General features: G+C 71.7%; 20 protein-coding genes. 15 read left to right on the top strand and 5 right to left on the bottom strand.

The genetic code is table 11. The annotated features are described in order from the left end of the window. Positions 1 to 9: 9 nt before the first annotated feature. From Voc01_RS03520 to Voc01_RS03485, 8 genes are all read left to right on the top strand, one after another. Positions 10 to 1,122: an ATP-binding protein gene (locus tag Voc01_RS03520; protein ID WP_203925780.1), complete on the top strand. Its 1,113-nt coding sequence runs from the start codon at positions 10 to 12 to the stop codon at positions 1,120 to 1,122. Further along, a complete protein-coding gene (locus Voc01_RS03515) occupies positions 1,119 to 3,881 on the top strand; it encodes a DUF5682 family protein (RefSeq protein WP_203925779.1) in 2,763 nt (920 codons plus the stop codon). Before Voc01_RS03520 ends, Voc01_RS03515 begins: the two co-directional genes overlap by 4 nt. A gap of 73 nt (positions 3,882 to 3,954) precedes the next feature. Continuing rightward, a complete protein-coding gene (locus tag Voc01_RS03510; protein WP_203925778.1) occupies positions 3,955 to 5,220 on the top strand; it encodes an aldehyde dehydrogenase family protein in 1,266 nt (421 codons plus the stop codon). Beyond that, entirely contained in the window at positions 5,220 to 5,921 is a 702-nt protein-coding gene (locus Voc01_RS03505; protein ID WP_203925777.1) for a GntR family transcriptional regulator, read from the top strand. The genes Voc01_RS03510 and Voc01_RS03505 overlap by 1 nt, the downstream gene beginning before the upstream one ends. 145 nt (positions 5,922 to 6,066) lie before the next feature. Next, positions 6,067 to 7,398 (top strand): MFS transporter, encoded by a 1,332-nt coding sequence (locus Voc01_RS03500; RefSeq protein WP_203925776.1) that lies wholly within the window; start codon positions 6,067 to 6,069, stop codon positions 7,396 to 7,398. A gap of 1 nt (position 7,399) precedes the next feature. After that, positions 7,400 to 8,371 carry an SPFH domain-containing protein gene (locus Voc01_RS03495; RefSeq protein WP_203925775.1) on the top strand — a complete coding sequence of 324 codons (972 nt, stop codon included), beginning with the start codon at positions 7,400 to 7,402 and terminating at the stop codon, positions 8,369 to 8,371. Then, complete coding sequence (locus Voc01_RS03490) at positions 8,368 to 8,658, top strand: hypothetical protein (protein ID WP_203925774.1); 291 nt, start codon at positions 8,368 to 8,370, stop codon at positions 8,656 to 8,658. The genes Voc01_RS03495 and Voc01_RS03490 overlap by 4 nt, the downstream gene beginning before the upstream one ends. A gap of 11 nt (positions 8,659 to 8,669) precedes the next feature. Beyond that, the gene (locus Voc01_RS03485) at positions 8,670 to 9,377 is read left to right on the top strand and encodes a class I SAM-dependent methyltransferase (RefSeq protein WP_203925773.1); all 708 of its coding nucleotides are present in this window, start codon (positions 8,670 to 8,672) and stop codon (positions 9,375 to 9,377) included. Here Voc01_RS03485 and Voc01_RS03480 read toward each other — a convergent pair. Beyond that, a complete protein-coding gene (locus Voc01_RS03480) occupies positions 9,361 to 10,014 on the bottom strand; it encodes an NAD(P)H-binding protein (RefSeq protein ID WP_203925772.1) in 654 nt (217 codons plus the stop codon). The genes Voc01_RS03485 and Voc01_RS03480 overlap by 17 nt on opposite strands. 60 nt (positions 10,015 to 10,074) lie before the next feature. On the opposite strand from Voc01_RS03480, the gene Voc01_RS03475 reads away from it, so the two are divergent. Both Voc01_RS03475 and Voc01_RS03470 read left to right on the top strand, forming a co-directional pair. Beyond that, on the top strand, positions 10,075 to 10,542 hold the full coding sequence (locus Voc01_RS03475) for a helix-turn-helix domain-containing protein (protein WP_239159911.1): 468 nt from the start codon (positions 10,075 to 10,077) through the stop codon (positions 10,540 to 10,542). Positions 10,543 to 10,552: 10 nt separating this feature from the next. Next, positions 10,553 to 10,987 carry a VOC family protein gene (locus tag Voc01_RS03470; RefSeq protein WP_203925771.1) on the top strand — a complete coding sequence of 145 codons (435 nt, stop codon included), beginning with the start codon at positions 10,553 to 10,555 and terminating at the stop codon, positions 10,985 to 10,987. Here the strand turns inward: Voc01_RS03470 and Voc01_RS03465 are convergent. Continuing rightward, positions 10,974 to 11,633, bottom strand: coding sequence for a hypothetical protein (locus Voc01_RS03465; protein WP_203925770.1), 660 nt, complete (start codon positions 11,631 to 11,633; stop codon positions 10,974 to 10,976). The genes Voc01_RS03470 and Voc01_RS03465 overlap by 14 nt on opposite strands. A 165-nt stretch (positions 11,634 to 11,798) precedes the next feature. Between Voc01_RS03465 and Voc01_RS03460 the strand changes: the two genes are divergently transcribed. From Voc01_RS03460 to Voc01_RS03445, 4 genes are read left to right on the top strand one after another with little or no spacing between them, the layout of a single operon-like run. Beyond that, positions 11,799 to 13,808 (top strand): sensor histidine kinase, encoded by a 2,010-nt coding sequence (locus tag Voc01_RS03460; RefSeq protein ID WP_203925769.1) that lies wholly within the window; start codon positions 11,799 to 11,801, stop codon positions 13,806 to 13,808. Continuing rightward, a complete protein-coding gene (locus tag Voc01_RS03455; RefSeq protein WP_203925768.1) occupies positions 13,805 to 14,446 on the top strand; it encodes a response regulator in 642 nt (213 codons plus the stop codon). The genes Voc01_RS03460 and Voc01_RS03455 overlap by 4 nt, the downstream gene beginning before the upstream one ends. Positions 14,447 to 14,504: 58 nt before the next feature. After that, positions 14,505 to 15,194, top strand: coding sequence for a hypothetical protein (locus Voc01_RS03450; protein ID WP_203925767.1), 690 nt, complete (start codon positions 14,505 to 14,507; stop codon positions 15,192 to 15,194). Between the two features lie 45 nt (positions 15,195 to 15,239). Further along, positions 15,240 to 15,599 (top strand): MmcQ/YjbR family DNA-binding protein, encoded by a 360-nt coding sequence (locus tag Voc01_RS03445; RefSeq protein WP_203925766.1) that lies wholly within the window; start codon positions 15,240 to 15,242, stop codon positions 15,597 to 15,599. Here the strand turns inward: Voc01_RS03445 and Voc01_RS03440 are convergent. Further along, positions 15,585 to 16,424: a sigma-70 family RNA polymerase sigma factor gene (locus Voc01_RS03440; protein WP_275423685.1), complete on the bottom strand. Its 840-nt coding sequence runs from the start codon at positions 16,422 to 16,424 to the stop codon at positions 15,585 to 15,587. The two genes, Voc01_RS03445 and Voc01_RS03440, sit on opposite strands and share 15 nt — an antisense overlap. Positions 16,425 to 16,491: 67 nt before the next feature. Between Voc01_RS03440 and Voc01_RS03435 the strand changes: the two genes are divergently transcribed. Then, entirely contained in the window at positions 16,492 to 17,157 is a 666-nt protein-coding gene (locus tag Voc01_RS03435) for an NAD(P)-dependent oxidoreductase (protein ID WP_203925764.1), read from the top strand. 43 nt (positions 17,158 to 17,200) lie between these two features. Here Voc01_RS03435 and Voc01_RS03430 read toward each other — a convergent pair whose 3' ends face one another. Further along, positions 17,201 to 19,543 carry a glycoside hydrolase family 65 protein gene (locus Voc01_RS03430; protein WP_203925789.1) on the bottom strand — a complete coding sequence of 781 codons (2,343 nt, stop codon included), beginning with the start codon at positions 19,541 to 19,543 and terminating at the stop codon, positions 17,201 to 17,203. A 92-nt stretch (positions 19,544 to 19,635) separates the two neighbouring features. Next, positions 19,636 to 20,385, bottom strand: coding sequence for an HAD family hydrolase (locus tag Voc01_RS03425; protein WP_203925763.1), 750 nt, complete (start codon positions 20,383 to 20,385; stop codon positions 19,636 to 19,638). Positions 20,386 to 20,389 lie beyond the last annotated feature (4 nt).

Genomic DNA, 20,389 nt, shown 5'->3' with positions numbered 1-20,389 from the left:
ACGGCGAACATGACTGAGATGCTGCGTGCCCCGGCCGAGGTGAAGTACGCCGAGGAGCTCGACTGGCTGGAGTCCGTCGACGACAGCCCGAAACCGTTCTCCTGGCGGCTCAGCCCGAAGATGGTCCGCCTCTTCGTCCTCGGGTCCGAGCGGGCCGACGGCCTCGACCGCGAGATCGGTCAGAAGTGGTACGGAGACCGGAGTTTCGTCGAGCGGAGCATCGTCACGCTCGCGTCCGACCGAGGCCTGCTGCTCATCGGCGACCCCGGCACCGGCAAGAGCTGGCTCGCCGAGCTGCTCGCCGCGGCGATCTGCCGCAACTCCACGCTCGTCGTGCAGGGCACCGCCGGTACCACCGAAGACCACATCAAGTACTCGTGGAACGTGTCGATGGTGATCGCGCGGGGGCAGAGCCGCGAGTCGATGATCCCGTCGCCCATCATGACCGCGATGGAGAAGGGCGTCGTGGGCCGGTTCGAGGAGCTGACCCGGTCCACCAGCGACGTGCAGGACGCACTGATCTCGATCCTGTCGGAGAAGTACGTCTCGATCCCCGAGCTCGACGACGACAACATCGTCTACGCCCAGCCGGGCTTCTCCATCATCGCCACCGCGAACAGCCGCGACCGTGGGGTCAACGACCTGTCGTCGGCGCTGAAGCGGCGGTTCAACTTCGTGCGCATCCCGGTGGTCACCAACAAGAAGGCCGAGGCGGAGATCGTCCGGTTCCGCACCACCGAACTGCTGCGTCGCCACCAGATCGAGCTTGAGGTGCCGCCGTCGCTGCTCGACATCCTGCTGCAGAGCTTCGCCGACCTGCGGGCCGCCGCCGACGCCGCCACCAGCGACGACGAGAAGCTCGAGTCAGCGCTGTCGACCGCCGAGCAGATCGGCGTGCTCGAAGACGCCATCCTGCACAGCCAGTTCTTCGGCGACCGCCAGCTACGCGCCGACACCCTGGGCAGCTCGCTGGTCGGGTCGCTGGCCCGGCGCAGCCCGGAAGACCTGGCGATCCTGAACAAGTACTGGCACGGCGTCGTCGAGCCCCGCAGCAAGGACGCCGGTGGCGAGTGGCCCGGGTTCCTGGCCGGCGGCAAGCAGACCATCGACACCCTGTCATGAGCGGTCCCGGTAGCGCCGCGCCGTTCGACGCGCTGCGCACCCAACTGCTCGACGCCGCGGCCGCCTTCACCGGCACGCCGGCGGCCCTCGACAGCATCCTCACCGGCATCGTCGACGACGTCGACCGGGCGCTCCGGGAGGAGCTCGAGATCTTCCCGGTCTGCCACCACTCGCCGGCATCGGCGCTGGCGATGGTGCGCCGGCTGCGCGAGAAACAACCGAAGGTCATCTACCTGGAGCTGTGCGAAGACCTCCGTCCGCTGCTCGACGAGCTGCGCAACTGCCGCCTCCCCGTGGCGGTGCAGGCGTTCGCGTCCGACCTCGACCAGTTCCCGAAGGACTGGTCACCGCTGAGTGTCGTGGCTCCGATCACCGAGGCGTCGGCCGAGTACCAGGCGATCGCGTACGCGCTCGACACACCCGGGGTCGAGCTGGTGCTGGTCGACCGGTCCGTCGACCACGTCTTCCAGTGGGAGCCGCGGAAGGAGGAGAAGGAGGAGACGCCCGACGACGAGGAGGCCGCCCTGCACGGCGACGCCGTCGGCGTCGAGATCGGAGACCTGCGGCCCGGCTTCGCCGCGCTGGAGGAGCACCTGCTGCGGCACGGCAAGGTGCGGCACTGGTCGGAGTGGTGGGACCAGTACGTCGAGCAGCCGCTCGGCGGCGCCGACTACGCCACCTACCGGCAGGCGATGGTGCTCATCGGCAGCCTGTTCCGCCGGCTGGGCACCGACCGCCCGGGCAAGGTCCGCGTCGACGAGGACCGCGAACGGTACATGTGGACCCGCATGCGCGAACACCTGGCGCAGTCGGGTGTGGACAGGTCCGACTGCCTCTACGTGTGCGGCGCGTACCACGCCGCCAGCCGGGTGGAGGAGTTCGGCACGACGGAACAGAGTCCACAGTGGACCATCACGCCGCGTACGAAGACGCGGTGGCTCTACGGGCTGATCCCGTCGAGCTACTCCGCGATCGAGGCGCAGTTCGGGTTGGCCTCCGGTTCCGTGTCGATCGCGGCGGCCTCGTACGCGAAGTCGGTGACCCGCGGCAAGCTCAAGCCGTTCCGCCTCGCCGGCCAACAGGGAAAGACACCGAAACTGCCGCCGCCGGTACAGGACACGCCGGCCAAGGACGAGCTGACCGGCTTCCTCCAGTCGCCACCGGTGCTCGACCAGCTCGACGAGGAGGAGCTGCTCGGCTGGTCGGTCGAGATCGTGCGGCTGGCCCGGAAGAACGGCTACCTCGCCAGCACCGCCGACGCGATCGCGGTGTTCGAGACCTCGATCCTGCTCGCCGGCATGCGGGGGCGCGCCCGACCGACCCCGTACGACTTCCAGGACGCGGCGATCACCTGCATCGAGAAGGACGTCGTACCGGGGCGGCGCGACGTGCGGCGGCTGTGCGAGATCCTGCTCGGCGGCGACCGCGTCGGGCAGGTCGGGTACGACGCGCTGCCGCCGCTGGCGAAGGACGTCTACGACCGGCTCGGCCCGCTCAACCTGAACCTTCAGCAGCGCACGCTGCGCAGGGCCCTGCTCGACTTCAACGCCGACCCGCAGCTGCGACCGGTCTCCGACCTGCTGTGGATGCTGCGCTACCTGCTGCCCGAGTACGCGGTACGTCCGATCATGGGTTCGCGCGGGCTCGGCGAACGGTCGATCCAGGAGTCCTGGGACCTCGACATCGCCCGCCACCAGCGGCAGATCATCGAGCTCGGGTACGAGGGCGTCACCGTGGAGCAGGTGCTCGAACAGCGCCTGCGTCGCGAGGTCTGGAAACCCAAGGCCACGGCCGCCGTCGCGCTCAAGGCCGTCGAAGACGCGACGGTGTTCCTCGACAGCCGGAGGTTCACCGACGAGCTGGGCGCGCGGGCCGTCGACCTGCTCTCCAGCGAGCGGACCGTCGACGACGCGCCCGAGGTGCTCAAACGGATCCGGCGCCTGCTCGCGCACTACCGGGCGACCGAGCCGGCGCTGCCGGCCTGGTGCGAGCAGTTCGTCAAACAGGGCTACGCCCACTACTGCACGCTGCTGCCGACGTCGTTCGTCGACGAGGACACCGGCGTGCGTCAGGTCGCCGCGATGCTCGGGTTCCTCTTCTCGATGGAGAGCCTCGCGTTGTCCCTCGGCTGCGACCGGTCGCAGCTGGAGCTGGCCGTGAAGCAGTCGCACCCGGAGGCGCCGGCGAAGGTCGCGCTGCTGTGGGCCGCCCACCACCAGCTCGGGCTGCTGCCGCTGCCCCAGCTGCGGGAGCGCTGCGACGACCTGCTCGGCAACCCGCTGGTGGTGCCGGCGTTCCCGCAGTACCTCAGCGGGTTCGTGCAGGCGCTGGAGCCGGCGCCGACGCTCAGCGCGTTCGTGGTGGAGCTGCTGTCGAAGGCGTTCGCCCGGCTGCCCGACCGGGTGCTGCTGCCCTGGCTCCCCACGCTGATCACCACGTTCAAGGACCAGGCCGGCGAGCTGGTGCCGGTGCTGATCCGCGAGGCCGCCCGCACGTTCCCGGCGACCCTGCCGGCGATCGACGCCTGGACCCCGCCGTGGGAGGGCAGCACGGCGGCGGCACCGAAGAAGGCGCCGGCCGGTGGACCCGCGACCGACCTGCTCCGGGCCCACCCGGAACCGGTCGAGACCCTCGCGGCCGTGCTCGGTTGCACCGGCGGCTGGCAGGAGCAGGATCAGGACGGGCTCGGCGACCTGCGGGCGCTCCTCACGCGGTACCCGGACCCGGCGAACGACCTGGCCGGGCTCATCACGGTGTAGTCGGCTTGACTCCGAAGTGCGGCTGGTGGTTTTGTAGAACAATCCGCCAGTCGCACTTCACCGGAGCCTGCCCATGACCCCGACCGACGCTGCTCGCGCCGTGGCGGACGCCGCTGCCCGCGCCTCGGCCGCCAGCCCCGCGCTCGCCGCCGCGGGCCAGGAGCAGATCGACACCGCCATCCGCGCCATGGCCGACCGGCTCTCCGACGCCGGGGTGACAGCCACGGTCCTCGAGGCCAACCAGGTCGACTGCGCCACGGCCAAGGAAGCCGGCATGGCCGGCGGGCTGCTCGATCGCCTCCGGCTGACCCCGGCCCGCCTCACCGACATGGCCGGCCAGCTACGCCAGCTCGCCGACACCGAGGCGCTGCCGACCCGGCAGAAGGTACGGACGCTCGACGGCGGACTCCTCGTCGAGGAGTGGCGCCGCCCGGTGGGCGTCATCGGGGCGAACTTCGAGGCCCGTCCCAACGTCGCGGTCGACGTCGCGTCGCAGCTGATCAAGTCGCGGAACGCGGGGGTGCTGCGCACCGGCTCGGCGGCGATCGGGTCGGCCGCCGCGCTGGTCGACCTGGTCGTCGCTCCGGCGCTCACCGAGGCGGGCCTGCCGGGAGACGCGGTGCAGCTGCTCCGCGTGCCCGGACGCGAGTCGGCCGAGGCGCTGGTCACCGAGCCGACGAAGATTCCCCTGGTGATCCTGCGCGGCAGCGGCGAGAGCACGCGCACGCTGGCCGCCCGGGCGGCGCTGGCCGGGGTCAAGACGCTGGCCCACGCCGACGGCGGCGGCGTCCTCTACATCCACCCCGCCGCCGACCGGACGCTCGCCGACCGGCTCATCGACGACGGCCTCGACCGCCTCGGCGTCTGCAACCGGCTCAACCTGCTCCTGGTCGACAGGGCGATCTGGGACGAGACGGTGCCGCGAGTCGTCGACGCGCTCGCCGCCCGCGAGCCGAAGATCGCCGCGTCGCTGCCGCCGCACCAGCACGTGGTCGGCTACGAATGGGCGCTCGACGACGACAACGAGGCCACCGTGACGATCGCACCGGCCGACGGCGAGCTCGACGCGGCCGACATCGCCAACCGGGAGACCTCCGGCCTGGCCGCGACGATCGTCACCGAAGACGCACAGGCCGCAAGCCGCTTCCTCAAGGCATACGTGGGCACCGGCGCGTTCTGGAACGCCTCGACCCGCCGGCTCGACGGGTTCAAGCTGCTCGGCGTCCCCGAGACGGGCATCAACGTCGACCGGGTGCCCGGCCCGCGCGGACCGGTGACGTTCCGCGACCTCTACCTCCGGCAGTACGTGGTGGTGCCGGAAGACCGGACGCTGGGCTGATGGCCCGCGGCGAAGACACCTGGGCCGAACGGCTGGCCGAGGACCGGGTCGCGCTCACCGGTGGCAGCCGCTCCCAGCTGCTCGCCGGGAAGCTGCGCCAACGCATCACCGAAGGCGTGTTCCGGCCCGGCGAGCGGCTGAGCGAGGAGGCGTTGAGCGAGGCGCTCAGCGTCTCCCGCAACACGCTGCGGGAGGCGTTCCGCCAGCTCGCCCAGGAGGGCGTGCTCGTGCACGAGTTCGGCCGGGGCGTCTTCGTCCGCACGCTGAGCATCGACGACGTCCGCGACATCTACACGATGCGCCGCATCCTCGAACTGGCCTCGGTGCGCAACCTGCCGAACGCGCCGGCCGGTGCGCTCGACGAGATCCGGCTGGCGGTGGAGACCGCCGAGGAGGCGGCCGCCCGGTCCGACTGGGGCGGGGTGGGCAGCGCGAACATGCGGTTCCACCAGGCCGTCGCGGAGCTGGCCGGCAGCCACCGGGTGCGCGAGGCCCTGCGGCGGGTGCTGGCCGAGCTCCGGCTGGTGTTCGTCGTCATGGACGACCTGCGCGAGTTCCACGAGCCGTACCTGAAGTCGAACCGGGAACTGTACGAGATGCTCGCCGCGGGCGACGTCGCCGGCGCCGAGGTGGCGTTCGCGCAGTACTTCGACACCGCCGAGACCCAGCTCCTCACCGCTTACGCGAAGCAGCGCTCGTAGGGAAAGCGGACGTGGCGGAGCAGCCCGCACGCGCGTCCCATAGAAGATCTTGCTCTTCCCTCTTGACCGATCGGCTTGTTGAACAAAAGAATTGTAGGACGGCAACGACCACGCGGAGGCGGTTCAAGCACGGGAGGTAGGCAGCATGACTCAGCACGTCAAGGCAGGGGCACACAGCAGTCGGCGACGGGTGATCGTCGCGAGCCTCATCGGTACCTCACTGGAGTGGTACGACTTCTTCCTCTACTCCTCGGCCGCGGCCCTGGTCTTCGGCAAGCTGTTCTTCCCGACGTTCGACCCCGTCACCGGCACCCTCCTCGCATTCGCGACCCACGCGGTCGCGTTCGTCGCGCGTCCGCTCGGTGGCATCGTCTTCGGACACTTCGGCGACCGGGTCGGCCGCCGCGGGGTGCTGGTCGCGACGCTGGTGCTCATGGGCACCGCCACGATGCTCATCGGCGTGCTGCCCACCTACGCGCAGTGGGGCGTGGCCGCGCCGGTCGCGCTGGTCGTGCTGCGGTTCCTGCAGGGCCTCGGCCTCGGCGGCGAGTGGGGCGGCGCCGTCGTCATGACGCTCGAACACGGCGAAGAGAACAAGAGGGGACGGGCCGCCGCGTGGCCCCAGGTCGGCGTGCCGGCCGGGAACCTGCTGTCGGCGGGCGTCCTCTGGGTCATGAACTTCGCGCTCACCGACGCCGCGTTCCTGTCCTGGGGCTGGCGGGTGCCGTTCCTGCTGTCGGGCGTGCTGCTGCTGGTGGGCCTGTGGATCCGGGTCGCCGTCACCGAGTCCCCCCAGTTCGAGGCGATGAAGAGCGAGCAGGGCACCGCGAAGGTCCCGCTGTTCGAGGTGCTGCGCACGCACCCGCGCGGCCTGCTCACCGCGATGGCCGCCCGCATCGGCACCGACGTGGCGTTCTACGTGTTCACGCTGTACCTGCTGACGTACGTGACGACCACCGTCGGCCTGCCGCGGCAGGCCGGGCTCACCGCGGTGCTCGTCGGCTCGGGTCTGCAACTGTTCCTGATCCCGTTCTTCGGCGCGCTGTCCGACCGCGTCGGCCGGCGGCCGGTGTACGCGGCCGGTGCCGTGGCGGCGGCGGCCTGGGCGTTCGCGTTCTTCCCGCTGCTCGACACCGGCAACCGCCTGGTGATCGTGCTCGCGGTGGTGGTCGCGCTGATGACCCACGCGGCGATGTACGGGCCGCAGGCCGCGTTCGTCGCGGAGATGTTCTCCACGCGGCTGCGCTACTCGGGCGCGTCGATGGGATACCAGGTGGCCGGCATCCTCGGCGGCGCGCTGGCGCCGATCATCTCGGTGAAACTGGTGCAGACGACGGGATCCGCGCTCTCGGTGTCGGTGTACGTGCTGGTGGCACTGATGATCACCGGCGTGGCGCTGTGGTTCGCGCCGGAGACCGCCCACGTGTCCGAACGCGCCGCGACGGAGCCGGCCGCGCGCGAAGGGGTGGCGGCCTGACATGCGGGGGTTCAGCTTCGGCGCGTTGGGCGTCGCGCTCGTCATCGCCCTGGTGGGGTCGGTCGTCGGCCTGTGGGCCGGGTTCGCGAAGACCGACGGCGGCGAGGTCGCCGTGGTCCGCAACGGCGGCTGGTTCGACGACAACCGGATCCGCCAGGTGATCCAGCCCGCCTCCGGGCTCACGTGGGTGGGCATGTGGTCGAAGGTCCACCGGTACCCGGCGCAGCAGCGCTACTACACGATGACCGCCGACCCCGAGCGCGGCGGCCGGCCCGGCATCGACCTGGCCCGCTCGCCGTCGGGCGACGGCGTGGAGATGGGCATCGAGGCGACGATGTACTTCACGTTGAACCTCGACGCGCAGGTGCTGCGCACCTTCGACGACAAGTACGGCACCCGCCAGTTCCGCTACGGCAAGGACGACCTGCTGTACGCCTGGGACGGCGTCGACGGGTGGAACGCCTTCTTCGACGGCGCGGTGCGTCCCGTGATCGACAACGCGCTGCGGTTCCAGCTGAGCACGGTGACGTGCGCGGAACTGGTGTCGTCGTGCGCGCTCGTGCAGTTCGGTGCCAACGGCACGGTGCCGGCGTCGACGCCCACGGTCGCGGCGGCGGGCGCGCAGAACAACGCCAACATCTCGAAGATCGAGGCGGCGCTGAACGAGACGCTGGCCAAGGACATCGAACGCAACCTCGGCGGCCCGTTCCTGCAGAACATCCGGTTCAACCTGGTGCGGGTCACGCTGCCCGGTCCGGTGCAGGAGGCGGTCACCAAGGCGCAGGCCGCGTTCGCCGCGGTGAGCGAGGCGCAGGCGCGGGTCGCGCAGGCGCAGGCCGAGGCCGAGGCGAACAAGAAGCGGCAGGAGGGCTACAACGCCTGCCCCGCCTGCGCGCAGATCGACATGATCAAGGCGCTTCCGCCCGGCGTCACCACGTACGCCCCGGGCAGCGGCGTGGCGGTCGGGCAATGAGAACCGCCCTGCTCGCCGTGGTGGTCGTGCTCCTGGAGCTGCTGGTGATCTGGGGACGCGAGGCGGTGCTGCGCTACCGCGGGCGCCGCCCGACGTGGGAGGTGGCCTCGTACACCGACCGCGACCGCACGCTCGTGCTCCTGCGCCTGGTCGACCGCGCCGGGACGGTCGTCGACGAGCACCTGGTGGCCGCCGTCCCCGGCGACGCCTACGACCGGCAGCGCCACCTCCTGCAGGCCCACCTCGAAGCCGAAGGACGAGCGATGCGCATGAACGGCGCGAGGTAACGTCGCCGTGCATGGAGGCACCCTCGCCCGGCGACCGGGCCCGCCGGCTGGCCGCGGAGGCACTGGCGGCCGACGACCCGACCGGCTGGTTCGAGCGGCTCTACCGCGGCGACCAGACCGTCCCCTGGCACCAGGGCGGGCCCGACCCGTTCCTGGTCAGGTGGGCGGCCGACCGCAACCTTGACGGCAGCGGTAACTCGGCGGGCCGCTTGACCGCGGGCGAAGAAGTGCGCTTCGCCCGCTCGCGGCCCGCTGGCCTGACCGCGCTGGTGATCGGAGCCGGGCTGGGTGACGACGCGGAGTTCGTCGCCGGGCTCGGCTTCGACACGGTGGCGTTCGACGTGGCGCCCAGCGCGGTCGAGCGGGCGCGACGGCGGTTCCCGGACTCCACGGTGCGGTACGAGGTGGCCGACCTGCTCGACCTGCCGGCGGACTGGCGGTTCGACCTCGTGGTCGAGAACTTCACCGTGCAGTCCCTTCCGGTGGGACTGCGTGAGCGGGCGATCGCGGCCGTGGCGGCCACCGTCGCGCCGGGCGGCACGCTGATCGTCCACGCCACCTACCGCGACCCGGCCGTGGAGCGTCCGGGGCCGCCGTGGCCGCTCACGCGGTCCGATCTCGAGCTTTTCGCCCTTGAACCGGTGACGGTGACGCAAATCCCCGAGCCGGGCCACCCGGAGCTGGCAACCTGGCAGGCCGAGTTCACCCGTCCGGGGTAGCGAGCCGCTTCAGGTCCCTCGTGCGGAGGATGCCGCCCTCGGCGTCGCCGAGAGCGGCTTCGATCAGGCCCCGCGCGAGCTCGTCGGCGGTGATGGCCAGGCCGGGCGTGGTCGCGTTCAGCACCGGGAACACCGCGCGCGTGAACGCACCGGCGCGGTCCCCGGCGGGCCGGATGTAGCCCGGACGCGCGATGAACAGCCTTCGCAGCCCGTTGCCGCCCAGCTGCCGCTCGGCCTCGGCCTTCACCCGGGCGTAGGGGAGCGGCAGCCGACCGGCGCCGGCTGCACTCAGGTGCACGAACGTGTGCTCCGGACTGCGTTCGCGGAGGATGTCGGCCGCGGCCAACGGATAGGTGAGCGTCACCTCGCGGTAGGCGACGGCGCTGCCCGCCCGCCGGCGTGACGTGCCCAGACAGAAGAAGCACGCACCCACGCCGGTCAACTGGTGGGCCAGCGACTCGGGGTGGCTGAAGTCGTGACAGTGGATGTCGACCAGCCGCGGGTGCTTGACGCCGATCGGCCGGCGGGTGATCGCCCGAACCTCGGCGACGCGCTCGTCGGCCAGGCACCTGGCGACGACAGCCGAGCCGGCGGTGCCGGTGGCGCCGAACACCACGACCCGCACCGGATCGGACATCCGCTGTGCCTCCCCGAAGCTATCCCCTGACCCGGCCGCACGAATATTAGCCTGACGGACGTGACCCACTCCGTGGCCGTGCAGTTGCTCGCGCACCTGCGCCGCGCCCGCGATCACATCGACCGGCACTACGCCGAGCCGCTCGACCTCGACTCGCTCGCCAGGGTGGCGGGCGTGTCGAAGTACCACTTCGTGCGCAGCTTCGAGGCCGCGTACGGCGAGCCGCCCATCCGCTACCTGACCCGCCGTCGCATCGAACGGGCACAGGACCTCCTCCGGCACGCCAACCTGACCGTCACCGAGATCTGCATGATGGTCGGGTTCGCGAGCCTCGGCTCGTTCTCGTCGAGGTTCACCCAACTGGTGGGGGAGAGCCCGACCGCCTACCGCGACCGGTGGGCCGCCCGCGGAGCGGCCCACGTGCCGGGCTGCTGGCTCTTCATGCGCGGTGTACGGGACCACGGCGGTACAAGTACAGGCACGAGTTCAGCAACCTCGGAGAAGCACACAGAGCAACAGCGCGAGTAGCGTCAGCGACATGATCACAAACGTTTCCCTGGTCACGCTGTACTGTCTCGACCAGGAAGAAGCCAAGAACTTCTACGTCGACGTGATGGGCTTCGAGGTCGGCGTCGACATCACCATGGGTGAAGGGTTCCGGTGGGTGACCCTCAAGCAGGCCAGCCAGCCCGAGCTCGAGATCACGCTCATGGTCCCCGGCCCGCCGCTCAACGAGGAAGCCGCCGCGTTCTACCGCCGGCAGCTGGAGAAGGGTGAGAAGGGCGGCCTGGGCCTGCAGGTCGACGACTGCCGCAAGACCTACGAGGAGCTGGTCGCCAAGGGCGTCACGTTCATCCAGGAACCGGCTGACCGCCCCTACGGCGTAGAGGCGGTCATGCGCGACATTTCCGGAAACTGGATCGTGCTGGTCGAGAAGAAGGCCTTCACACCGGCTGACTTCACCGACGCGTGAGCTCCGGGCGGAAGGCCAGGATCAGGCCGAGCGCGAGGTAGCCGACCAGCAGGTGACCGATCGCGACCACCAGCGCGACGGTCCCACCGACCGCCACGAACACCGGAACGGTCACCGGCGCCCAGCTCTCCGCCACCATCGGCCAGCCGCGGGCCGGCCCGCGCCACCGGCCGGTGATCGCCACCTTCACGCCGATGATCGCCATGCCGAGCATCGACAGCGGCCAGAACGCGTCGAGGATGGCCAGCCACAGGTCGTCCCGGAAGGCGGGGACGGCGCCGTGCAGCACGGTCCAGACGGTGGCGAGGGTCAGCAGGACGTACTCGACCCGCAGCATGCCGCGGGCGATCTTCGACACGCCCGTGGCCCGCGTCTTCAGCTGAGCGCCGACGAGCGCGAACAGGCCGATCTGGAACGGTAGGGCGCTGAGGTCGCCGATCGTGATGCCGATCGAGGACTCCGGGGTGTTGCCGACCAGCGCCAGCCCGGTCACCCAGCTGAGCGTGCCGGCGGCGACCATGATGCCGGCCCGGCGCACCGTGCGGTCGGTCGCGGCCGCCGAGGCGGCGGAGGCCTCAGCGGTGGCCGGGGAGGAGGCGAGCGGGACGTCGGTGCGGGCCGGAGCGGGGTTGGTCGAGATGCTCATGTCAGGTCCTTCGGAAGAGGTCGTGGTGACACCGAGAACTCTCGGAGAACCGCGTCCCGGGCCGGCAGGGCCCGCGATCCCGGATCGGGTCCCGCCCGGTGTCCCGACCCGGACGGGACCGTTGTCCCGACGACTGCGGGACTGCTGACCTGCGACGATCCGTATGTGAAGCACATAGCGGTGATCGCCGTGGCCGTCGCGGCGACGGTGGCCGCGGCCGTCCTCGACCTCCAGGTGCCGGGCGCGCACCGCCGGTTGCTCGACCTGGAGGCGGGGTGGCTCGCCGGCATTCCGGGTGTGGCGCTCGCGGTTCCCGGCGCGCTGCTGCTCGGACGGATGCCGCGCCACCCGGTCGGCTGGATCCTGTGCGTCACCGGTCTGCACTGGAGCCTCGACGGCTTCGCGTCGAGCTGGCTGGCCTACGCCACCCTCGACACGCCCGCGAAGCCCGGTGCCGAGCTCGCGTTCTGGGCCTACCAGCGGCTCGGTGCCAGTCTCCTGCTCGCGCTCCCGCTGGTCCTGTTGTTCTATCCCGACGGACGCCTGCCGGCCGGACGGTGGTGGCGCACGGCGGCGCTCGCCAGCCTGGCCGCGACGGCGTCGTTCCCGCTGGTGCTGCTGCTGGTGCCGGCGGGCATCGCGCAGGAGCAGCAGACCGGCGAGGCGCTGCCGCCGCAGTTCGCCGCCCTGGACCTCGACCTGACCACGGTCGCGCTGCGGGAGAGCTTCTGGCAGCCGGCGTTCGCGGTCTCGCTCGCCCTGGCTCCGCTGAGCCTGCTCGTGCCGTTCGCCGTCGTCGTGCGGAAGTACCGGCAGGACCGCAACCGGATGCGCTGGCTGCTCTGGGCGGCGGTCGTCGACCTGCTGGTGATGCTCTCGACGCTGGTGCTGCCCGGCGCGTTCACCTCGCCCGGGCTGACCGTCGCGGTGTGCGTCACCGGGGTCGCGGTGACGATCGGGATCGTGCGGCCCGATGTCACCGACGTCGACGAGCTGCTCAACGGCACGCTCCGGTACGGCGCGCTGGCGTTCGCGGTGGTGGCCGTCGACGCGCTCGTGCTCGCGGTCACCAGCGCGGTGGCCGAGCGCGACGCGGCGGTGCTCGCGCTGCTGCTGGTCACGGCGGTCTACGGTCCGCTGCGGCACCGCCTGTGGCTGCTGGCCCGGCGGGTGCTGTTCGGTCGCCGGCACGACCGGTACGGGGTGGTCGCGAGCCTGGCCGAGCAGCTCGAACGGTCGCCGGCGCCGGAGGAGCAGCTGCTCGCGGTCGCGCGGACGGTCGCCGAGGCGTTCCGGTCGCCGTTCGTCGCGGTCGAGGTCGACCGCGCCGGTTCGGCGTCGTTGGTGGCGTCGTACGGGACCCGTCCGGAGCGCACCCAGGTGCTGCCGGTCACCTACCGCGGTGAGGCGGTCGGCCGGCTGGTGCTCGGGCGGTCCGGTCGGCTCCGGTCGCTGTCCGCGCGCGACGAAAGGCTGCTGTCGGACGTGGTGCGCCAGGCGGCCGCGGCCGCACGGGCCGGGCACCTCGCGGAGGAGCTGCAGCGCAGCCGGCACGCGATCGTCACGGCGCGGGAGGAGGAGCGCCGGCGGCTGCGCCGCGACCTGCACGACGGGCTGGGTCCGAGCCTGGGCGCGGTCGCGCTGCGCATCGACGCGGCCCGCAACGTGCTCCGCAGGGACGCGGCCCGTGGCGACGAGATGCTGGTGCAGGCCCGGGAGGACGCGCGGGCGGCGCTGGCCGACGTGCGGCGGCTGGTGCACGACCTGCGCCCACCGGCGCTCGACGACGTCGGCCTGCTGGGCGCGGTGCGTCAGCAGGCGGCCCGGATGCCGGCCGGCCTGACCGTGCGGGTCGACGGCGAGGGCCTCGACCGGTTGCCGGCGGCGGTGGAGGTGGCCGCGTACCGGATCGTGTCGGAGGCGCTGGCGAACGTGGTCAAGCACGCGTCGGCGTCGTCGTGCGCGGTGCGCCTGGCCGTCGAGGGCGACGAGCTGGTGGTCGAGGTGACCGACGACGGCGTCGGCATCCGCGCCGACACCCCGGCCGGCGTGGGGCTGGTGTCGATCCGCGAACGCGTCGCTGAGCTGGGCGGACACTGCCGGATAGAGTGCCCGGGCGAGCACGGGACCGTGGTGCGCGCGGTGCTGCCGATGCTGGAGGTCGTACCCACATGATCAAGGTCCTGGTCGCCGACGACCACCCGGTGTTCCGTGACGGGCTGGCGATGCTGCTGGGGTCGGTCGACGGTTTCGAGGTGGTCGGCACGGCCGCCAACGGGGTCGCGGCCGTCGCATCAGCGGTCGAGCTGCGCCCGGACGTGGTCGTGATGGACGTGCAGATGCCCGAGCTGAACGGCGTCGACGCGACCCGTCGCCTGGTCGCCGAGGCGCCCGAGGTCGGGATCCTGGTGCTCACGATGTCGGAGGACGACGGCACCGTGTTCGCGGCCGTGCGGGCCGGCGCCCGCGGCTACCTGGTCAAAGGCGCCGAGCAGGAGGAGATCGTGCGGGCGATCACCACGGTCGCGTCGGGCGGGGTGGTGTTCGGCGCGGCGTTGGCGATGCGCGTCGCGGAGTTCTTCGCCGGGGCGCCGGCGTCGGCGGTGGCCGAGCCGTTTCCGCAGCTCACGGCGCGTGAGCGGGAGATATTGGACCTGTTGGCGGCCGGCCGGTCGAACGGTCAGATCGCCGCCACCCTGTACCTCTCGCCGAAGACGGTGCGCAACACCGTCTCGAACGTGTTCGCGAAGCTGCAGGTGGCCGACCGGGCGGAGGCCATTGTCCGGGCCCGGGAGGCGGGCCTGGGGCAGTAGCGGTAGCCGGTTGGTTGCAGCCGCTCAGCCCGTCGTCCGGTACGCCGATGGGTCCCGTGTGAGCAATGCCCCTCGGCTGCGGCGGTCCGCGCCCCGGCCCGAGCGCCCCGCGCCCGACGAGCCCGCGCCGCGCCCGCGCGACCGGATGTTCGTCGTGTCGCTCGCGGTTGCCCTGGCGACCGTGCTGGGCGGCTGCTCGCTGCTCGGGCTCGGCTCCGACGGGGAGTCGGACTCGTCGGGTGGTCAGGACGGCAGCACGATCGCCGGCGAGGGCGCCGAGTGGTTCTGGTACCAGCAGGGCCAGCGGGCAGCCTCACCGGCCGCGCCCGCGCTGCCGGCGCCCACGACGGGCGGCCCCATCACCGTCACCGTTCCGGGCACCCCCGCCCAGCCGCCCTACAGCGGCCGCCCGTACTGCCTGGGCCGCCTGCGCGCCGACACCATGTACTGGCTCAACGCCACGCCCGGGGTCGGACAGGCCAGCGTCAGCTGGATGAGCCTCGGCGACCCGCGCATCGTCGAGTACAAGATCGCTGCGGTGCTGCAGAACCGTCCGGGTGGCTCGGTGCCGCCGGCCACCTGGACCACCGTTCCCAAACCCAACGGCTGCCAGCAAATGAACGCCACCGTCACCGGCCTGACCAGAGGAAACTGGTACGTCTTCTGGCTCGATGTCGTGGTCACCACGTTGCCCACCGGTCGCCGCGAGCCGATGATCGGCCGGTCGCCGGCGTTCCTGGTGCAGTAGCGCGCGGGCCGAAAGGTACAAGACGGCCGGCCTACGCTGACAGACATGGCGACCTGGGACGACGTGCGCCGGCTCGCGCTGGCGCTGCCCGAGACCACCGAAGACGGCATGAGCTGGAAGGTGCGGGGCAAGGCGTTCGCCTGGGAGCGCCCGCTCCGCAGGAAGGACCTCCAGGACCTCGGCGACGCGGCCCCCGACGGTCCCATTCTCGGCGTGCGCACCGACGGCATCGGCCCGAAGGAGACGCTGCTCGCCGACAGCCCGCACATCTACTTCACGACGCCGCACTTCAACGGCTACCCGGCCGTGCTGGTGCGGCTCGGCGAGATCGGCGTCGACGAGCTGGCCGAGATCCTCCGGGACGCCTGGTACGTGCAGGCCCCGAAGCGCCTACGGCAGGCTTGACGGAAGGCTCAGCCCGGCCAGCCGGTCGGGGTCGGCGAGGATGTGGATCGCCGTCACCCGGTCGCCGCGCACGGTCAGCGCGATCACCGCGAACGGCTGGCCGCCGGGTGCCGGCACGAACCCGACCGCGCCGTTGACCAGCACCCGCCGGGCGAACGGCGCCATCCGCGCGTAGCTCAGCACCTGCGGCGCCACGTCGTCGGCGCCCCGGAGCGCCACCGGCGTCCCCGCGTCGGCCCGCAGCACGACGTCGGGGGCCAGCACCTCGACCAGCGCCGTGAAGTCACCCGCCCGGGCGGCCGCCAGGAACGCGTCGGCGACCTTCCACTGGCGGGTCAGGTCGGCGTCGGGCTGCACCGCGGCGTCGCGGATCCGCCGCCGGGCCCGGCTGGCCAGCTGCGCGGCGGCGTTGGGCGACCGGCCGACCAGCCGGCCGATGTCGTCGAACGGCACGCCGAGCGTGTCGTGCAGCACGAACGCGAGCCGCTCGGCCGGGGTCAGCGTGTCGAGCACCACGAGCAGGGCCAGCCCGACGGCGTCGGCGAGGAGCACCTCGTGTTCGGGGTCGAGCCCGTCGGGGGCGGTGACCACGGGGTCGGGCAACGGCTCTTCGGGACGCGCGGCGCGCCGGCGCAGCTGGTCGAGGCAGACCCGCGCGGTGATCGTCGTCAGCCAGCCGGCGACGTTGGCGACGTCGCCGGTGTCGGCGCGGCTGGCCCGCAGCCAGGTCTCCTGCACGGCGTCGTCGGCCTCGGTGAGCGAGCCGAGCATCCGGTATGCCACGGCCCGCAGCCGGGGCCGGTGGGTCTCGAAGTCCACGGTCAGGTTCCTCCGTCGGGGTGCGTCATCAAGGTGACGGATCAGCGCCCGCAAACCTGACGAGGAGTCTCCAGTGAACCTGACAATCGTCGCCGCCACCGGCGGCATCGGCCGGCAGCTCGTGACCCAGGCCCTGGCGGCCGGCCACACGGTCACCGCGGTCGTCCGGAACCCGGCCGCGGTCCGGGCTGACCTCCGGACGGTGAAGGTGGATCTCACCGCGCCCGACCCGGCCGCGCTCGCCGACGCGGTGGCCGGCGCCGACGCCGTGCTGTCGGCCGCGGGCGCCCGGGCGCGGTCGGACTCCGGGGTGGCCGAGCGCGGCACGCGGGCGGTCGTCGACGCGATGAAGGAGACCGGCGTGCGCCGGCTCGTCGTGGTCAGCGCCGCGCCGATCGGCACCGTCGCCTCACCGGACCGGCCGCACCCGCCCCGCCACGACCCCGGCGAGGGCGTGGTGATGCGGTACCTGCTCACGCCGATCGTGAAACGCGTGTTCCGGGCCAACTACGCCGACCTGGCCCGGATGGAGGACGTGATCCGGAACAGCGGCCTCGACTGGACGATCGTCCGCCCGCCCAAGCTCACCGACAAGGCGCTCACCGCGTCCTATCGAACCGCCTACGGCCGCAACCTGCGCGGCGGCCTCAACGCCTCGCGCGCAGACGTGGCCCACTACATGCTGCGGTCGCTCATCGAACCGGAGTCGGTGGGTAGGACGGTGGGGATCGCTTCCTGAAGGGATGGAGCCCGGGTTCAGCCGGGCTCCTCCACTTGTCGAACTACCTGGGTGCGCGCTTCACCGGTGCGCGGCCGTGGGGCTGGTGCACCGGCGGCCGGTTCTGCGGCAGCGGCGGGATCTGCATCACGGTCGGCTGGCCGCTGGTGATCGTGACCAGCTCACCGTGGTGATGGATCGACAGCGTGCTGTCGTGGCTGCCGTTGCGCAGCGAGTACGTCACCTCGGTGGGCCGGACCTCCAGGCGGATCCGCAGGCCCCGCCACAGCAGCGAGAACTCCATCCGCTCCAGGTGCTCCGGCAGCCGCGGGGCGAACGACAGCTCGCCGCCGTGGTCGCGCATGCCGCCGAAGCCGCACACGAGCGCCAGCCACGAGCCGGCCAGCGCCGCGACGTGCAGACCGTCGCCGGTGTTGCCGGCCAGGTTGTGCAGGTCGACCAGCGCGGCCTCGGCGAGGTAGTCGTGCGCCAGCTTCAGGTAGCCGACCTCGGCCGCCAGCACCGACAGCGTGCACGCCGACAGCGACGAGTCGCGCACCGTGAACTGCTCGTAGTGCACGAAGTTGCGCTGCTTCTCCTCGAACGTGAAGGAGTCGCCGCACCAGTGCAGCGCGAGCACGAGGTCGGGCTGCTTGATGACCTTCTTGCGGTAGATGTCGAAGTACGGGAAGTTCAGCAGCAGGGGGTACTTCTCCTGCGGCGTGTTCTCGAAGTCCCACTCCTGCAGCCGGGTGAAGCCCCCGTGCTGCTGGTGGACCCGCAGCTCCTCGTCGTACGGCAGGTGCATGGCCGCGGCCGCGACCCGCCACGCCTTGGTCTCCTCTTCACTGACGTCGAGCTCGGCGGCCTTCTCCGGGTGCCGGTTGGCCGCGTCGGCCGCGCACACCAGGTTCCGCTGGGCCATCAGGTTCGTGTAGAGGTTGTCGTTGACCACGGCGGTGTACTCGTCGGGGCCGGTGACCCCGTCGATGTGGAACTTCCCGTGCCGGTCGTGGTGCCCGAGCGAGTGCCACAGCCGCGCGGTCTCCACCAGCAGTTCCAGGCCGGTGTCGCGCTCGAAGTCGAGGTCGCCGGTGGCGTTGACGTAGCGCACCACCGCCGACGCGATTCCCGCGTTGTTGTGGAACGCCGCCGTACCGGCCGGCCAGTAGGCCGAGCACTCCTGGCCGCGCACCGTGCGCCACGGGAACGCGGCACCGTTGAGCCCGAGCGTCTGCGCGCGCTCCCTGGCCAGGTCGAGCGTGCTCTGCCGCCAGCGCAACACGTGCGCGACCACGTCCGGATGGGTGTAGGTCAGCGCCGGCAGCATGAACATCTCGGTGTCCCAGAAGATGTGGCCGTCGTAGCCGGGGCCCGACAGGCCCTTCGCCGGGATCGACCGGTTCTCCGAACGGGCACCGCTCTGCAGCAGGTGGAACAGCGCCAGCCGCACCGCCTGCTGGATCTCCGGGTCGCCGTCGAGCTGCACGTCGGAGGCGTCCCAGAAGACGTCGAGGTACTCGCGTTGCTCGCGGCACAGGCCGTCCCAGCCGGCGTACCGGGCACTGGTGATCGCGGCGCCGACCTGGTCGCGCAGCGCCGGCAGCGACCGCCGGCTCGACCAGCCGTACCCCACCATCTTGACGATGCGCAGCTTCTCGCCCGGCTTGAGCACGCACGCGACGGTGGTGCGCACCCAGTCGGGGAACGCCTCCGTCTTCACGTCGACCTTGCCCGGGCACTCGACGATGTGGTCCATGGCCGCGGCCATGCGCAGCCCGCTGGCCCGCGTCTGGTGCACGAGCAGGCCGCCGGAGTTGCCGGTGACCAGGTGCTCCTCCGACACAAGCGGCGCTTCCAGGGCCTTCTCCACGCGGGGGTCGGCCCGCGTCGTCGGCAGCTGCTCGTTCGCCACCAGTTCCGACTGGACGATCAGCCGCAGCGTCTCGTCGACCGCCTCGACCTCGTAGCAGATCGCGGCGATGGCCCGGTGCGTGAACGACACCAGCCGGGTGGAGTTCACCCGCACGGTGTCACCCGCCGGTGACGCCCACTCCAGCTCGCGGTGCAGGGTGCCGGCCCGCAGGTCGAGGACCCGGTCGTGGCAGCGCAGGTCGCCGTAGCGCACGTCGAACGGCTCGTCGTCGACCAGCAGCCGGATCGGCTTGCCGTTGGTGACGTTGATGATCGACTGGCCGGACTCCGGGAACCCGTAGCCGGCCTCCGCGTACGGCAACGGGCGCAGCTCGTAGAACGAGTTCAGGTAGGTGCCCGGCAGGCCGTGCGGTTCACCCTCGTCGAGGTTGCCGCGCAGGCCGATGTGCCCGTTCGACAGGGCGAAGATCGACTCCGACCAGGCCAGCTGCTCCAGGTCCAGGTTCTTCTCCCGGACGGCCCACGGCTCGATCTCGTACTCCGGGCGGGGACCCGCCTCGACGTCGACGACCTGGACGTAGTCGTCGCCCTGGACGTACTCGTCGGGAGTCTGGACGTACTCGGTCACTTCGCGTCCTCGTCCAATAGCTCTGAAAGATCGCGCACGACGATGTCGGCACCCTGTTCGCTCAGCTCCGCCGCCTGCCCGACCCGGTCGACGCCCACGACGTAGCCGAAGTCGCCGGCGCGGCCCGCGGCGACGCCGGCCAGCGCGTCCTCGAACACGACGGCCTCGGACGGCGCGACGCCCAGGTGGCGTGCGGCGGCGAGGAACGTGTCGGGCTCCGGCTTGCCGCGCAGACCCTCCTGGCGCGCGACGATGCCGTCGACGATGTGCTCGATGTACCGGTCGAGGCCGGTGGTGCGCAGCACGTCACGGGCGTTGGCGCTGGCGGAGACGACGGCCCGGCGGAGACCGGCGGCTTCGGCGGCACGGAGGTAGGAGACCGAGCCCTCGAACACGTCGACGCCCTGTTCGCGGATGGTCTTCAGCAGCAGTTCGTTCTTCTTGTTGCCCAGGCCGTTGACGGTGTCGGCGCCGGGCGGGTCCTCCGGGGTCCCCTCGGGCAGCGTGATGCCACGCGAAGCGAGGAAGGTTCGGACGCCGTCGGCCCGCGGGCGGCCGTCGACGTAACGGTTGTAGTCAGCCTCTGTATCGAACGGAACGAACGGTTCCCCGGTCTCGTCTGAACGGTCCTTCAGGAACTCGTCGAACGTCGCCCGCCATGCCGCATTGTGAACGGCAGCGGTGTGGGTAAGCACGCCGTCGAGGTCGAACAAGCATGCTTTGACGGTGGTTGGCAGGCCTAGCACGGAG

The sequence above is a fragment of the Virgisporangium ochraceum genome (assembly GCF_016863655.1).
In the GTDB taxonomy this organism is placed as follows: Bacteria; Actinomycetota; Actinomycetes; order Mycobacteriales; family Micromonosporaceae; genus Virgisporangium; species Virgisporangium ochraceum.
This window is presented reverse-complemented; position numbering and strand designations above follow the sequence as displayed.